This window comes from Streptomyces sp. NPDC005435 (assembly GCF_040703155.1).
Lineage (GTDB): Bacteria > Actinomycetota > Actinomycetes > Streptomycetales > Streptomycetaceae > Streptomyces.
On the sequence record NZ_JBEXEQ010000001.1, the window covers coordinates 546,669 to 562,479 of the forward strand.

Annotated in this window: 12 protein-coding genes; 9 read left to right on the top strand and 3 right to left on the bottom strand. The window is 72.4% G+C overall.

Going from position 1 to position 15,811, the window contains the following annotated elements; all coding sequences use genetic code 11:
• Nucleotides 1–36: 36 nt before the first annotated feature.
• The 9 genes from AB0898_RS02545 to AB0898_RS02585 all read left to right on the top strand — a co-directional run bounded on the left by AB0898_RS02545 (nt 37) and on the right by AB0898_RS02585 (nt 11,601).
• Nucleotides 37–684 (top strand): hypothetical protein, encoded by a 648-nt coding sequence (locus AB0898_RS02545; RefSeq protein WP_366800950.1) that lies wholly within the window; start codon nt 37–39, stop codon nt 682–684.
• Between the two features lie 258 nt (nt 685–942).
• The gene (locus tag AB0898_RS02550) at nt 943–1,974 is read left to right on the top strand and encodes a Bro-N domain-containing protein (RefSeq protein ID WP_366800951.1); all 1,032 of its coding nucleotides are present in this window, start codon (nt 943–945) and stop codon (nt 1,972–1,974) included.
• A gap of 36 nt (nt 1,975–2,010) precedes the next feature.
• Nucleotides 2,011–2,904: a DUF2797 domain-containing protein gene (locus AB0898_RS02555; RefSeq protein WP_366800952.1), complete on the top strand. Its 894-nt coding sequence runs from the start codon at nt 2,011–2,013 to the stop codon at nt 2,902–2,904.
• A 177-nt stretch (nt 2,905–3,081) separates the two neighbouring features.
• On the top strand, nt 3,082–3,822 hold the full coding sequence (locus AB0898_RS02560; RefSeq protein ID WP_018547522.1) for a response regulator transcription factor: 741 nt from the start codon (nt 3,082–3,084) through the stop codon (nt 3,820–3,822).
• Nucleotides 3,819–5,501: a HAMP domain-containing sensor histidine kinase gene (locus AB0898_RS02565; protein ID WP_366800953.1), complete on the top strand. Its 1,683-nt coding sequence runs from the start codon at nt 3,819–3,821 to the stop codon at nt 5,499–5,501. The genes AB0898_RS02560 and AB0898_RS02565 overlap by 4 nt, the downstream gene beginning before the upstream one ends.
• A 14-nt stretch (nt 5,502–5,515) precedes the next feature.
• Entirely contained in the window at nt 5,516–7,015 is a 1,500-nt protein-coding gene (locus AB0898_RS02570) for a bifunctional glycosyltransferase family 2/GtrA family protein (RefSeq protein ID WP_366800954.1), read from the top strand.
• Entirely contained in the window at nt 7,012–9,249 is a 2,238-nt protein-coding gene (locus AB0898_RS02575; RefSeq protein WP_366800955.1) for a glycosyltransferase family 39 protein, read from the top strand. The genes AB0898_RS02570 and AB0898_RS02575 overlap by 4 nt, the downstream gene beginning before the upstream one ends.
• A gap of 61 nt (nt 9,250–9,310) precedes the next feature.
• A complete protein-coding gene (locus tag AB0898_RS02580; RefSeq protein WP_366800956.1) occupies nt 9,311–10,753 on the top strand; it encodes an MFS transporter in 1,443 nt (480 codons plus the stop codon).
• A gap of 92 nt (nt 10,754–10,845) precedes the next feature.
• On the top strand, nt 10,846–11,601 hold the full coding sequence (locus AB0898_RS02585) for a TetR/AcrR family transcriptional regulator (protein ID WP_366800957.1): 756 nt from the start codon (nt 10,846–10,848) through the stop codon (nt 11,599–11,601).
• A gap of 10 nt (nt 11,602–11,611) precedes the next feature.
• Here AB0898_RS02585 and AB0898_RS02590 read toward each other — a convergent pair whose 3' ends face one another.
• From AB0898_RS02590 to AB0898_RS02600, 3 genes are all read right to left on the bottom strand, one after another.
• Entirely contained in the window at nt 11,612–12,079 is a 468-nt protein-coding gene (locus tag AB0898_RS02590) for a PPOX class F420-dependent oxidoreductase (RefSeq protein ID WP_366800958.1), read from the bottom strand.
• Nucleotides 12,080–12,370: 291 nt separating this feature from the next.
• Nucleotides 12,371–13,192, bottom strand: a complete 822-nt coding sequence (locus AB0898_RS02595) for a YceI family protein (protein WP_366800959.1) — start codon at nt 13,190–13,192, stop codon at nt 12,371–12,373.
• A gap of 93 nt (nt 13,193–13,285) precedes the next feature.
• The gene (locus AB0898_RS02600) at nt 13,286–15,808 is read right to left on the bottom strand and encodes an MFS transporter (protein ID WP_366800960.1); all 2,523 of its coding nucleotides are present in this window, start codon (nt 15,806–15,808) and stop codon (nt 13,286–13,288) included.
• Between the last annotated feature and the right edge of the window lie 3 nt (nt 15,809–15,811).

The following is a 15,811-nucleotide window of genomic DNA, read 5'->3' on the forward strand; positions in this document are numbered from 1 at the left end:
CGCAGGGCCCGGTGTGGACCGGACATGGAGGCGGAGTTGAGCGTCACGGGTGTGTGGGCCGTCGGAACGGTGTCGGACCGGACGCTGGACGAGCTGTTGCGGGCGGCGGTGCGGGCCTCGCCGCCGGTGCCGGGGCCGTCGTACGTTCATGTGCCCGAGGGGCTGGCCTGGTGGCGGGGCAAGGGGACGGAGTCTCTGTTCAGCGCGTCCACGGATTCTCCCGGCGCTTGGGTGGCCGGCGAGGACGCCTTCCGGCTGAGCGCGTTCTTCGACAGCTGCTACGACGACTCCGAGCCGGTGGAGGCGCTGGGCGACGCCGTGATGGGGGCGTTCCCGCCCGAGGGGGACGAGGGGCTGTTCGCCGCCGTGACCCGCAAGGCCGGCCCCTTCTCCGCTCTGGCCTACGCGCTCGGCCCCGAGGCGGCGCAGCTGCTGCCGGGCTGGTTCGGTGACTTCCTGCTGCGCGCCGACGAGGTCCGCGCCCGGCTCCCCGAGGCCGAGGAGGCCCTGGCCCTGACCGGACCCCGGCGGCGCGACGTGGTCGAACGGATCGACCAGTGGATGACCGCTCTGGGAGACAGCCCCGACCACGACGCCGAGGAACTCCTGGACGGCCCGCTCCGCGTCCTCCACCACGCCGCCCGCACCGGCCTGGGCGCGGCCGGCGTCGTCCGCTGGTACTGACGTCAGGGGGAGGCCGGCGGACGCCCCTCGCGGGGCGGTGACGTCACCCATACTCCGCCCCGACGCGGGTCACGGCGTCCGGTACGGCGGCCACGCGGACGCGGCGCCGAGGGGCGGGGGCGGGGTGGGGAGAACGCGCTGGTGGGGGCGGGAAAGGGTGCGGAATCGATACCTCTGTCTTCTATCGAGTGAACGTGCTTCATCCGTACGGCCGTTGATGGGCGGCTTCCCTAGCTTCCGGGGTGGAGGTGATGCTCGATGTACGAGCAGGACGGCACAGCCGCGTCACGGGCGCGGGACGCCATCGACATCAACGACTTCGTTTTCGCGGCCACCGGGGCACGCGTACGGAGGCTGACCGCGCCGGACGGTGAGCACTGGTTCGTGGCGGTGGATGTCGCGGTGAGTCTGGGCTACGTGAATACGCGACAGGCCCTGTTGTGGCATGTCTCAGTGGACGACCACCGCACTCTCGACGATCTTGTGCGAAGTATCTGTGGAGCAGACGCTTTGCGCAGCGTTGCAGGTCACGGGCTCAAGAAGTCGATGCGGATGGTGAATCTCCAGGGGTTGATCACGCTCGTCAACGGCTGCACCAAACCAGAGTGCGCACCCTTCAAGACCTGGGTCTCCGAAGTCATCGCCACCATCCAGCGCGACGGTTCCTACACCCTCGACCCCGCCCCCGTGCAGCCCGCCGCCGGCGGAGGTACCGCCTATCTCATGCCCGAGGAAGTCGCGGAGGCCATCGTCCGGCTGGAGGAGCGGAACATCCGGGCCGACGAGGCGATGGCGGTCGCGCGGCTGGAGGAGATCGAACAGGCGCGGCGGGCGAACGAGGAGCGTGGGCGGACCAACGACCACCTCGGCCGGGTCAGTGATCAGCTCGGGCACACCAATCAGCACCTCGGCGCCCTCGACTCCCGAGCCGGAGGGCTGCATCACGTGCTCGGCCGGATCGCCGACACCCTCGATCTCATCGCGGAGCGGCTCCAGCCCCAGCCTCAGACCGCGCCCACCGGCAATCCCCCGCCCCTCACCCCCCAACACCTCCTCGCGACCTGGCGGGCCCGCAACCTCGTCGTCACCGACGACGTGCACGCCGTGGCCGCCTGTCTCGCCCCCGACCTCGTACGCGGCCCCGTCCACTGCAAGCTCGACGAGGTAGCCGAGCGCACCGGACTCACCCTCGACCGCGTCCACGACTGCGTACGCATGCTGATCAAACGAGGATGTGTACGTCAGACCGGAAACGCGGCCGACGGCGTCCCGGTGTACGCCCTGCCGTAGCACCGGTGTCAGTGCCCTCCCCTACCCTCACCACCCATGACAACCCCCCGCATCTGGAGATGCTCCGGACTCCGCTGGACCCCGGAGGGCCCCGCGCTGGTGTGGGACGGTGGGCGGCGCAGTCCGCTGGGCCGGGGGAAGCGGGTCGCCTTCGCCGTGGCGGAGGACACCACGCGCCGGTGTACAGGCGCGCGCGGGAACGACTGTCCGGTGCGCGCGGCGGTGTCGGGAAGAAGCACCGGTGCCCGGTGCGAGGAGTGCGCACGGTTGGACCGGGCCCATTCGGTGGCCGCCGACACCCTGGCCGACGATCCGCGCCCGTACCGTGTCTATCTCGCCTGGTTCGGACCCGGCATGACCAAGGTCGGCATCACGGCGGCCGAGCGGGGTTCCGCGCGCCTGCTCGAACAGGGCGCCGTCTGTTTCAGCTGGCTCGGCACCGGCCCCCTGATGGCGGCCCGCCGCACCGAGGAGCTGCTGCGCGCCGCGCTGAACGTGCCGGACCGCGTGCCGTACGCCGAGAAGCGCGCCGTACGGGCCAAGTTGCCGACGACCAGCGCCGAACGCGCCGTAGAAGTAGAAGAGTTGCACGCCCGAGCACGTGCACTTCCCGCCTGGCCCGAGTCCCTCACCCCCGCCCCCTGCCAAGTCGTCGACCACGTAGAGGCGTTCGGACTCCGGGAGGCCGAACCCGCCCTCGGCGCCGTACGCGAGCTGGTCCCCGGCGGTGCCCTCGGCGGAGAACTCGTCGCCGTCGCCGGACCCGATCTGCATCTCGCCGTCGTCGGCCAGGGAGTCGTCGTCCTCGACACACGGCTGATGACCGGCTGGGACCTCGTCACCCCACAGTCGCCGCACAGCGGTGAACTGACCGTCCCGGTAAGGAAGTTCACGGCACACAGGGCCGGCCGTCAGGACGGGCTCTTCTGACGCGCCCCGCCCTGCGCCGAACGGATCGGCAATTCCCCATCAAACTCCCAAAGAAGCCCCACCCAATTCCCAAGGAATCCCCTGATCGGCCCCTTTCCGATCACCCCTCGCGCATTTCTCAGTGAAATCACAGATTCCCGAAAGTCTCTTCTCAGAGGCCCCGGACATGGTTCCGCCATGACCACGACCTCGCCCCAGGGGCGCACCGAACTGCTGAGGCCGGACGGCAGCCCCGTCCGCGTGCTGGTGGTGGACGACGAGCTGTCCATCACCGAACTGCTGAGCATGGCCCTGCGGTACGAGGGCTGGCAGATCAGGAGTGCCGGGGACGGTCAGGGCGCGCTGCGCACCGCGCGGGAGTTCCGGCCCGACGCCGTGGTCCTGGACATGATGCTGCCGGACATGGACGGCCTGACCGTGCTGAGCCGGCTGCGCCGTGAACTGCCCGACGTACCCGTGCTGTTCCTCACCGCCAAGGACGCGGTGGAGGACCGTATCGCCGGGCTCACGGCGGGCGGCGACGACTATGTGACCAAGCCGTTCAGCCTGGAGGAGGTCGTGGCCCGGCTGCGCGGACTGATCCGGCGCTCCGGGGCGGCCGACCGGAGGTCGGACTCCATGCTGGTGGTCGGCGACCTGACCCTGGACGAGGACAGCCACGAGGTGACCCGGGGCGGCGACTCCATCCACCTGACCGCGACCGAGTTCGAGCTGCTGCGCTTCCTCATGCGCAACCCGCGCCGGGTGCTCAGCAAGGCGCAGATACTGGACCGGGTCTGGTCGTACGACTTCGGTGGGCAGGCCAACGTGGTCGAGCTGTACATCTCGTATCTGCGGCGGAAGATCGACGCGGGCCGGGAGCCGATGATCCACACCCGGCGCGGCGCGGGTTATCTGATCAAGCCCGCCGTGTCATGAGCGGGCGCCGGCGGCCGCCCCGGACCGGCGGCCGCCGCACCGCGCGGCCGCGCACGCTGCGGACCCGGCTCGTCGTCGCGTCCGTGGCGCTGATCGCCGTGGTGGCCGCGGTGATCGGCACGGTGACCACGCTGGCGCTGCACGAGCTGCTGTACAAGCAGCTGGACCACCAGGTGTCGGACATCGCCCGGCGCGCGGTGGGCCGCCCCTTCCAGCTCCCCGGCACCGGGAACCCCGGCGGTCCGGCGGGCGGGGTCGCCGCCCCGGTGGACACCTCCGCCACCCCGGCCCAGAAGGTCGGCACGCTGCTCACCAAGGGCCCGACGCCGAAGACGGCCGTCGCCGCGTACGTCAGCGGCGGCAAGGTCGTCTCCGCGGCGGTGGCCCGGCAGCAGAACGACGACTTCGACCGGTTCCAGCGGATGCGCGCCCAGCTGCTCACCGAGGCCCAGGTCGAGGCGCTCGCCGCCGTCCCCCGGGACGACGGCCGGCACACCGTGCGGCTGCCGGGGCTCGGCGACTACCTCGTCCGGTACGCGCACAGCCAGGACGGCGCCGACCGCTTCTACATCGCGCTGCCGACCGCCGTGGCCGACGGCACCGTGGACACCCTGATCCTGGTCGAGGTCTGCGTCACGCTCGCCGGGCTCGTCGCCGCCTCGCTGGCCGGAGCGGTCATCGTCGGCGTGGCCACCCGCCCGCTGCGCAAGGTCGCCGCCACCGCCACCAGGGTCTCCGAACTCCCGCTGCACAGCGGCGAGGTGAACCTCAGCGAGCGCGTCCCGGAGGCGGAGTGCGACCCGCACACCGAGGTCGGCCGGGTCGGCGCCGCGCTCAACCGGATGCTCGACCATGTGCACGGCGCCCTGCACGCCCGCCAGCAGAGCGAGACACGGGTACGGCGCTTCGTCGCCGACGCCAGCCATGAACTGCGCACCCCGCTCGCCTCGATACGCGGCTACGCCGAGCTGACCCGGCGCGGCCGCGAACCCGTCGGCCCCGACACCCGGCACGCGCTGGGCCGTATCGAGTCCGAGGCGGCGCGGATGACGCTGCTCGTGGAGGACCTGCTGCTGCTCGCCCGCCTGGACGCGGGCCGCCCGCTCCAGTTCGAGCCGGCCGACCTGGTCCCGCTGGTCGTGGACACCGTCAGCGACGCGCGCGCCGCCGGGCTCGGCCACAACTGGCGGCTCGACCTGCCCGACGAGCCCGCGCTCGTGACCGGTGACGCCGCCCGGCTGCACCAGGTCCTGGTCAACCTGCTGGGCAACGCCCGCAGCCACACCCCGCCGGGCACCACCGTGACCGCGCGGGTGCGTCCGCGCGGCCCCTGGATGTGCGTGGACATCGAGGACGACGGGCCCGGCATCCCGCCCGAGCTGCTGCCGCACGTCTTCGAGCGGTTCGCGCGCGGCGACTCGGCGCGCACCCGGGCCACCGGCTCCACCGGTCTGGGGCTCGCCATCGTGCGGGCCGTCGTGCTCGCGCACGGCGGTGACGTACGGGTGGAGAGCGCGCCGGGCCGCACCGTGTTCACGGTCCGGCTGCCGCTGACGCCGGGCGAACCGCTGCCGTCCAGCCGCCCGGAACAAGTACCCCTGACGCACAGTCAACCGGAACACCGGCCTCACTCACAGCCGGACCACAGCGTCACCACACGTGCGCGACAGGGCTTCTGACCAGAGTCACTTCCATGCGAAGCGACTCTTCTCCCGGCACCCTGCCGGCGCGGGAGCACATCCCCGCCGACGCCGCGGGCACGCCGGTCCTGGACGTAGTCATCCCGGTCTACAACGAGGAGAAGGACCTCGAACCGTGTGTGCTCAGGCTGCACGAGCACCTGACCCGCACCTTCCCGTACGGCTTCCGCATCACCGTCGCGGACAACGCGTCCACCGACACCACCCCGCTCGTCGCGGCCCGCCTCGCCGCCGCCCTGCCCGAGGTGAGCGTGCACCGCCTGGAGCAGAAGGGCCGGGGCCGCGCCCTCGCGACCGTGTGGTCCGCCTCCGACGCGCCGGTCCTCGCCTACATGGACGTCGACCTCTCCACCGACCTCAACGCCCTGCTCCCGCTGGTGGCCCCGCTGATCTCCGGCCACTCCGACCTCGCGATCGGCTCCCGGCTCAGCCGGGCCTCCCGGGTGGTGCGCGGACCCAAGCGGGAGTTCATCAGCCGCGGGTACAACCTGATCCTGCGCGGCTCGCTGCAGGCCCGGTTCTCCGACGCGCAGTGCGGCTTCAAGGCCATAAGGCGCGATGTGGCCCAGGTGCTGCTGCCGCTGGTGCGGGACACCGGCTGGTTCTTCGACACCGAGATGCTGGTGCTGGCCGAGCGGGCCGGGCTGCGCATCCACGAGGTGCCGGTGGACTGGGTCGACGACCCCGACTCGACCGTGCACCTCGTGCGCACCGCGACCGAGGACCTCAAGGGCGTCTGGCGCGTGGGCCGCGCGCTCGCCACCGGCTCGCTCCCGCTGGACCGCCTCGCCCGCCCCTTCGGCGACGACCCGCGCGACCGCGAGATCTCCGACGTGCCCGGCGGACTGGCCCGCCAGCTGGTCGGCTTCTGCGTGGTCGGCGGCCTGTCCACCCTGTTCTATCTGCTGCTCTACAGCGTCTTCCGCCAGTTCTCCGGCTCCCAGGTCGCCAACGCGCTCGCCCTGCTGCTGTCCGCGCTCGCCAACACCGCCGCCAACCGCCGCCTCACCTTCGGGGTGCGCGGCCGGGGCGGGGCCGTACGGCACCAGGCGCAGGGCCTGGTCGTCTTCGCCATCGGACTCGCCCTGACCAGCGGCTCCCTGGCCGCCCTGAGCGCGGCCACCACGCAGCCCGCGCACTCCACCGAACTCGCGGTCCTCATCGCCGCCAACCTCGCGGCGACCGTCCTGCGCTTCCTCCTCTTCCGCGCCTGGGTCTTCCCGGACCGCGCCGAACCGGCCCCACCCGCCCAACAGGCCCCGTCCTTCGCCCCGTTCACCCCCACCGCGAAGCACGCCCGGACCGGGTACGACACCGAGCCGGCATACGCCCAGCAGGCCCCGTACGCCCCACAGACCCCGTACGCCCCGCAAGCCGCGTACGCCTCCCAGTCCCCCTACGACTCCCCCACCCCGTACGACGACCCGACCGCCCCGCACCCGACGCACCCGACGCACCCGACCACCATCACCCGACCGGGGGACACCCGATGACCACCCACTACGACCGGTTCACCCCGCCGGAGGCACCCGCCCCGGCCGGCCCCGAACCGGCCGCCCAACACGCCGCCCCCCGGCCCCCGTTCGCCCGCAGGGTGTGGCGCGGCCGGCCCGAGGACCCGGCCTGGGCGCGCCCCGCCTTCCTCGGCCTGCTGGCCGCGACCTTCCTGCTCTACCTCTGGAACCTCGGCGCCAACGGCTACTCCAACTCCTTCTACGCGGCGGCCGTCCAGGCGGGCGGCACGTCCTGGAAGGCGTTCTTCTTCGGCTCGCTGGACGCGGCCAACGCCATCACCGTCGACAAGCCCTCGGCGTTCCTGTGGCCGATGGAGCTGTCGGTCCGGATCTTCGGCCTCAACACCTGGGCGCTCCTCCTCCCCGAGGTCCTCATGGGTGTCGGCACGGTGGCGGTCGTGTACGCGGCCGTACGGCGCCGGTTCAGCCCCGCGTCCGGGCTGATCGCGGGCGCGGTGCTCGCGCTGACGCCGGTGGCGGCACTGATGTTCCGCTTCGACAACCCGGACGCGCTGCTGGCCCTGCTGATGTCGCTGGCCTGCTACTTCGTCGTCCGCGCGGTGGAGGACGGGCGGACGAAGTGGCTGGTGTGGGCGGGGGTGGCGATCGGCTTCGCGTTCCTCGCCAAGACGCTCCAGGCGTTCCTGATCCTGCCGCCGCTGGCGCTGGTCTACGCCGTCTGCGGGCCCACGCCCCTGCGCAGGCGGCTCGGTCAGCTGGCGCTCGCGACCGGCGCGCTCGTCGTCGCGGGCGGCTGGTGGGTCGCGGTGGTCGAGCTGTGGCCCGCGTCCTCCCGCCCGTACGTCGGCGGTTCGCAGAACAACAGCTTCCTGGAGCTGACCTTCGGCTACAACGGCCTCGGCCGCCTCAGCGGCGACGAGACCGGCAGCGTCGGCGGTGGCGGCGGCCGGGGCGGCGCCGGTGGCGGCGGGGCCTGGGGGACGACCGGCTGGGACCGGATGTTCGGCGACGAGGTCGGCAGCCAGATCTCCTGGCTGCTCCCGGCCGCGCTGATCCTGCTGGTGGCCGGCCTGTGGGCGACGCGCACGCTGCGGCGCACGTCCGTCACCCGCGCCTCGTTCCTGGTCTGGGGCGGCTCGCTGCTGATCACCATGGTGGTCTTCAGCTACATGGCGGGCATCTTCCACCAGTACTACACGGTCGCCCTCACCCCGTACCTCGGCGCGGTGACCGGCATGGGCGCCGGGCTGCTCTGGGAGCGCCGCAAGGAGACCTGGGCCGCGCTGGTCCTGGCCGCCGCCTCGGTGGCCGGGGGCGCGTGGGGGTACGTGCTGCTCAACCGCACGTCCGGCTATCTGCCCTGGCTGAGGTGGCTGGTCCTGGTCGGCGCCCTGGTGGCGGCGCTCGGGCTGGTCTTCGCCGGCCGGCTGGGCCGCCCGCTGGCCCTCGCCGCGGCCGGGCTCGGTCTCGCGGCGGCGCTCGCCGGTCCGACGGCGTACACGCTGAGCACGGTGAACTCGGCGCACACCGGCTCCATTCCGACGGCGGGTCCGGCGGGCGCGAGCACGATGGGCTTCGGGGGCGGCGGCCGGCGCGGCGCGCTGCGCGGCGGCTTCCCGGGCGGCACGGGGATGCCGGGGCCGGGCGGGAACCAGCAGGGCGGCCAGGGCGGCCAGACCCCGCCGAACGGCAACGGCAACGGCAACGCCAACGGCGGCGGCAACGGCAACGGCTTCCCGGGCGGCAACGGAATGCCCGGCCAGAACGGCAACGGCTCCGCGAAGGGCCAGCGGGGCGGCACCGGCTTCCCCGGCGGCTTCTCCATGGGCGAGCGCGGCCGGACGGGCGGTGGCATGGGCGGTCTGCTCGACGGCGCCAAGGTCTCCGCCAAGGCGAAGAAGCTCCTGGAGTCGGACGCCGGCGCCTACACCTGGGTCGCCGCCTCCATCGGCTCCCAGAACGCCGCGAGCTACCAACTCGCCACCGGTGACCCGGTGATGGCCATCGGCGGCTTCAACGGCACCGACCCGTCCCCGACCCTCGCCCAGTTCAAGAAGTACGTGGCCGACGGAAAGATCCACTACTTCATCGCGGGCGGCGGAATGGGCGGCGGAATGGGCGGCCGTGGCGGTGAGGGCGGCCGCAGCGGCGGCTCCTCGTCCGGCATCAGCACCTGGGTGGAGGCCAACTTCACCAAGGTGACGGTCGGTTCGGCCACCTTCTACGACCTGACCCAGCCGAAGAAGAGCTGACCCCGGCGCCACGGAACAAACCCGCTGTACACCGTATAGTCACCGCTATACGGTGTACAGCATGTCCGTTTCCTCCGAGCTGCCCGCGCCCCAGGCTCCCCGCGCTCCCCAGGCACCCGAGGGGCACGCCCGCCGCTGGCTGATCCTCGGCGTCATCTGCCTCGCCCAGCTCACCGTGCTGCTCGACAACACGGTGCTGAACGTGGCGATCCCCTCGCTCACCCGGCTGCTGCACGCGGGCACCGCCGACATCCAGTGGATGATCAACGCGTACTCGCTCGTGCAGTCGGGCCTGCTGCTCACCGCGGGCAGCGCCGCCGACCGCTTCGGCCGCAAGAAGATGCTGCTCGCCGGCCTCGCGGTGTTCGGCACGGGCTCCCTGGTGGCCGGACTCGCCCAGAACACGGGCCAGTTGATCGCCGCACGGGCCGGGATGGGCGTCGGCGGCGCGCTGCTGGTCACCACCACGCTCGCGGTCGTCATGCAGATCTTCGCGCCCGCGGAACAGCCGAAGGCGATCGGCATCTGGGCGGCGGTCAACTCGCTCGGCTTCGCGGTGGGCCCGCTGATCGGCGGTTTCGTCCTGGACCACTTCTGGTGGGGCGCCATCTTCCTGATCAACATCCCGGTCGCGGTGCTCGGCGTCATCGCGGTGGCGGCGCTCGTACCCGAGTCGAAGGCGGCACCCGGCCAGGCACGCGGCGGCCGCCCCGACCTGCTCGGCGCGCTGCTGTCCACCATCGGCATGGCCACCCTGGTCTACGCGGTCATCTCCGGCCCGCACCACGGCTGGACCTCGCCCCGCGTCCTCGGCACGGCGGCCGTGGCGGTCCTGGTCCTCGCGCTCTTCGCGTACTGGGAGAACCGTGTCCCCGAGCCGATGCTCGACCCGCACTTCTTCCGCGACCGCAGGTTCACCGGCGCGGTCGCCGGGCTCGTGCTCATCACCTTCGGGATGGGCGGGGCGCTGTTCCTGCTCACCCAGCACCTCCAGTTCGTCCTGGGCTACGGCCCGCTGGAGGCCGGGGTGCGCACCGCGCCGCTCGCCCTGACCGTCGTGGCGCTCAACTTCTCCGGCCTGTCCGCGAAGTGGGCCGGGAAGCTGGGCACGCCGGTGGCCATCGCGCTGGGCATGGTGCTGATGGCGGCCGGGCTCGTCTCCATCGCCGAACTGGCCTCCGCCGGGTACGGCGGCACGCTGCTCGGCCTCGTGCTGATCGGCGCCGGGTGCGCGGTCGCCAACCCGGCCATGGCGCACGCCATCATGAGCGCGATCCCGCCGGACAAGGCGGGCGTCGGCGCGGGCATCAACGGCACGCTCGCCGAGTTCGGCAACGGTCTCGGGGTCGCCGTCCTCGGCGCGGTGCTCAGCTCCGCCGTGGCCTCGGGACGGTCGCTGTCGGCCGGGCTCGGGCAGGGCCAGCTGGTGGGCGCGGCCGCCGTCCTCGCGGGCGGGTTCGTGGCGGCGGCGCTGCTGCGGCGCGCGGAGCGCACGGCGGCCTGAGGGGCGGAGGATGGGGGTAGGCGGGCGGAGGGCCGTCCGGCGGTTCTGGCATCGTGACCGGTGACCGGGAGAATGTCGAGGAGGGTGCGCCGATGGTGAAGGCGGAGCGGTCGGCGCGGGACAGCGTGTGGCTCGGCGGCAAGGAACGGCGCGGCACCCGTGCGGGCCAGCCCTCGGGGCTCGACCGGGAGCGGATCACCGCCGCGTCGCTGCGGCTGCTGGACGCCGAGGGACTGGCGAAGTTCTCCATGCGGCGCCTGGCGGCCGAGCTGAACGTCACCGCGATGTCCCTGTACTGGTACGTCGACACCAAGGACGACCTGCTCGAACTCGCCCTGGACGTGGCCTTCGGCGAGCTGCCGCTGCCCGACTTCGAGGACGCCGGCGCCGACTGGCGCGACCAGCTGCGCGCGCTGGCCACCGCCTACCGCTCGCTGCTGGTGCGCCACCCCTGGCTGTCCCCGCTCGCGGGCCGTTACCTCAACATCGGCCCGAACTCCCTCGCCTTCTCCCAGGCGATTCGGACCGCGGTGCGCCGGGCGGGCCTGCCCGCGCACGGGGTGACGGGGGCGATCTCGGCCGTCTTCCAGTTCGTCTACGGTTTCGGCACCATCGAGGGGCACTTCTTCGCCCGCATCGCCGCCACCGGCCTGAGCGCGGACGAATACTTCGCCCAGGCCATGGCCTCCGTCTCCGAGGTCCCGGGCACCGACGAGATGGTCAGGGAGTCCGGCGAGCTGATGGAGGCGCGCGGCGGCGACACGGTCGCCGAGATGCTGGAGCGCGACTTCACCTTCGCCCTGGACCTGCTGATCGCGGGCATCGAGGCGATGGTCGCGCGCGGCTGAGCGGCGAGAGCTAGTCGCCCTCCACCAGCCGGGCCGGGAAGCCGCCCGTCGCCACCGGACCCCACCGCTCCGGCGTCACCCGGATCACGGACTTGCCCTGGCGGATCATCGCCTGCCGGTACTCGTCCCAGTCGGGGTGCTCGCCCGCGATGTTGCGGTAGTACTCCACCAGCGGTTCGAGCGAGTCGGGCGCGTCGATGACCTCGGCCGTGCCGTCGACCTGGACCCAGGGGCCGTTCCAGTCGTCGCTGAGCACGATCACGCTGACCCGGGGGTCCTTCCTGATGTTCCGGGTCTTGGCCCGCTCCGGGTAGGTGGCGGCCACGATCCGCCCCGAGTCGTCCACTCCGCAGGTCAGCGGGGACCCCTGCGGCCCGCCGTCGCCCCGCCGGGTGAGCAGGATCCCGCGGTGGCGGGGGCGTACGAAGTCCAGCAGCTCGTCGAGCGTCACGCGGGTGTTCGTCGCGATATTCGGCATGGCGGCAGCCTAGGGGGTGACGTTTGGATCAGGCCGACGACGCGGCGCCTGGCACGCGCATCTGCCGCGTTGTCGTCGGTCACCAACGCTCCGCGTTGATTCCCTCCTCCGCCTTGCAGCTGCACGCACCAGACCCCGCTCGGGTCGGCCACCATCGCACCGGAGTCACCTGCGCCGACCTGATCCAAACACCACCCCCTAGGACGACAGTGGCCCGACCGGGTGGTGCCCGGCCGGGCCGTGTCGGATTCGTACGTCGCGTCAGGACGCTTCACGTCAGGACGCGTCGCGTCAGAGCGCCGGCAGCGAGTCTCCCTGGACCGCCTGGATGTCCAGTTCCACGCGGAGGGTGGTGCCGATGGCGGCGATGCCCGCCTGGAGGACCTGGTTGTAGTTCATCGCGAAGTCGTCGCGGTGCAGCTCGGCCGTCGCCCGGAACGCGGCGCGGGTGCCGCCCCAGGGGTCGGCGCCGGTGCCGAGGTAGGCGAGGTCCAGGTCGACCGGCCGTACGACACCGCGCATCGACAGCTCGCCGTGCACGGTCCAGCGGTCGGGCCCGGCCAGGGTGAGGCCCGAGGAGCGGTAGGTCAGCTCCGGGTGGTGCGCCACGTCCAGGAAGTCGGCGGAGCGCAGATGGGTGTCGCGCATCGTGTTGCCGGTGTCGATGGACTCGGCCCGGATCACCGCCTCCACCCGGGACTTGGCGAGGTCGTCGGGGGCGATCTCGATGCTCCCGCCGAACTCCGTGAACCGGCCCCGCACACTGGAGATCCCCAGGTGCTGGGCGACGGCGCCGACGCTGGAGTGCACCGGGTCGATGGTCCAGGGCCCGGGCGGCGGCAGCTCGGTGCCGCCCTGCCGGGCCAGGGTCACCGTGCCGACCTCGGCCCGCCCGCTCGCGGTGACCAGCGCGCTGGAGGCGACGGGCGCGTACCCGACGGCGGTCACGATCACTGTGTACGCCCCCGGTGCCAGCGCGGTGCCGTCGCGCACCGCGCCCTCGGCGTCGGCCTCGGCCCGCAGCACCTGCGCACCGGTCATGTCGGCCACCGTGACCACCGCGTGCGAGACGGCCCAGCCGTCACGGGTGCGGATTCTCGCGGTCAGTGCCATGGCGTTCTTCTCCCTGCGCGGCTGAGCGCGCGTCGGTCAGGGGACCGGCCCGTGGCCCGCCGGCGAAGGCGGGCCACGGGCCGGTCGGGTGAACTACTCGCCGGGATGGGCGAGTTCGATGTCGTGGCCGTCCGTGCCGGTACCGGAGACGGTCAGCGCGGTGGCCACCGGCGGGTACCCCGTGGCGATCACGGTGTAGTCGCCGCCGTCCAGGTCGGTGAAGGCGTACGCGCCGTCCGAACCGGTGGTGGCGGTGCCGACCACGTTGCCCGCCTGGTCGACCAGGGTGACGCGGGCGTCGGCCAGCGGCCCGTGCGGGGCCCGGACGACACCGCTGAGCAGCGCGCCGGTGTCCAGGTCGACCTCCACGCGGGTGACCCCGGTGGTGGCGACCTCCACGGGCAGCGCCCGCGGCCGGTAGCCGACGGCGTTGACCGCGACCGTCACCGTGCCGGGCACCAGCTCGGTGAACCCGAACTCGCCCTGCTCACCGGTCTGCGCGGCGGCCAGCAGGTCCCCGCGCACATCGGTGACGACGACCATCGCGTCCTTGACCGGCAGCGCGCTCCCGGAGGCCCGCACCACACCGGTCAGCCCGCTGGTGCCGCTGAGCAGGATGTCGTAGGTCAGCGGCTCCTCGCCCACCACCACGGTGGAGGCCTGCGGCTGGTAGCCGTCGGCGGAGGCGATGAGGACGTACGAGCCGGCGCCCGGCGCCCGGACGCTGTACGAGCCGTCGGCCTGGGCGACCGCGCGGCCGAGCTGGCGCCCGGTCAGCGAGATCAGCGTGACGGCGGCCTGCGGGACCGGCGCGCTCTCGGCGCCCCGGACGTGCCCGCCGACCGGGATGCCCCCGCCGGAGCCCGTCTCGGACCCGGCGACGGAGGCGGTGGCGGCGGCGGGCGCGGTGACCGCGGCCATGCCCTCGCCCTGCGGCTCCGCCTCGCCGATGGCACCCACCAGCACCGGGACCTCCTGGGACTCGGCGACCACCGGAGCGGCGGCCGGGTCGATCGGGGCCTCGGACTCGGTGCTCTGCGCCAGCGCGCCCTTGGTCCGCAGCGGGACCTCCTTGATGAACAGCGTGATCAGGAAGGCGACCGCCGCGAGCAGGCCCGCGATGAAGAACACGTCCGCGATGCCGTGGCCGTACGCGCTCTCCATGAGCGTGCGCAGCGGCGCGGGCAGCTTGTTCATGTCCGGGATGGTGTCGGTCGAGCTGGAACCGGCCAGCGCGGCCTGGTACTTCGGGCTGAGGGCGGAGACGCCGTCCTTGACGTAGTGCGTGATCCGGTGGGCCATCACCGCGCCGAGCGCCGAGACGCCCATCGCGCCGCCGAGGGAGCGGAAGAAGGTGACCGTGGAGCTGGCGGAGCCGAGGTCCGCGGGGGACACCTGGTTCTGCGTGGCGAGCACCAGGTTCTGCATCATCATGCCGATGCCGAGACCCAGCAGGGCCATGAAGACGGCCATCTTCCAGTAGTCCGTGTCGTACCGGATGCCGCCGAGCAGCAGCAGGCCGGCCGTGACCAGGACGCCACCGCTGACCAGCCACGCCTTCCAGCGCCCGGTGCGGGTGATGAACTGCCCCGAGACGGTCGAGGAGATGAACAGACCGCCGATCATCGGGATGGTCAGCACGCCCGACATGGTCGGGGACTTGTCGCGGGCCAGCTGGAAGTACTGGCTGAAGAACACGGTGCCGCTGAACATCGCGACGCCGACGAACAGCGAGGCGAGCGAGGCGAGCGTGATGGTGCGGTTCCTGAACAGCCGCAGCGGGATGATCGGCTCGCTGGCCTTGGCCTCCACGAGCACGAACAGCGCGCCGAGCACGATCGCGCCGGCGATCATCGTCCAGGTCTGCCAGGAGATCCAGTCGTACTTGTCACCGGCGAAGGTGACCCAGATCAGCAGCAGCGAGACGGCCGCCGAGATCAGGAACGCGCCGCCCCAGTCGACCTTCACGTCCCGCTTCACGACGGGCAGGTGCAGGGTCTTCTGGAGCACGATCAGCGCGATGACGGCGAAGGGGACGCCGACGTAGAAGCACCAGCGCCAGCCCAGCCAGGAGGTGTCGGTGATGACACCGCCGAGCAGCGGGCCGCCGACGGTCGCGACCGCGAAGGTGGCGCCGAGGTAGCCGGAGTAACGGCCGCGCTCGCGCGGGGAGATCATCGCCGCCATGACGATCTGCGCCAGGGCGGACAGACCGCCGACGCCGATGCCCTGGACGACACGGCAGGCGATCAGCGTGCCGGCGTTCTGCGACAGGCCGGCCGCCATCGAGCCGAGGACATAGATGACCAGGGCTATCTGGACGAGGGCCTTCTTGCTGTACAGGTCGGCGAGCTTGCCCCACAGGGGGGTGGCCGCCGTCATCGACAGCAGGGCGGCGGTGACCACCCAGGTGTAGGCGGACTGGCCGCCGCCGAGGTCTCCGATGATGTGCGGCAGGGCGTTGGAGACGATCGTGGACGACAGGATCGCCACGAACATGCCGAGCAGCAGCCCGGAGAGCGCCTCCATGATCTGCCGGTGGGACATCGGGGCGTGGTCGGCGCCACCCCCGTGCTTGGCGTGAGCCCGCACACCGGCCGGTGTGGTCGTTGCCATGGG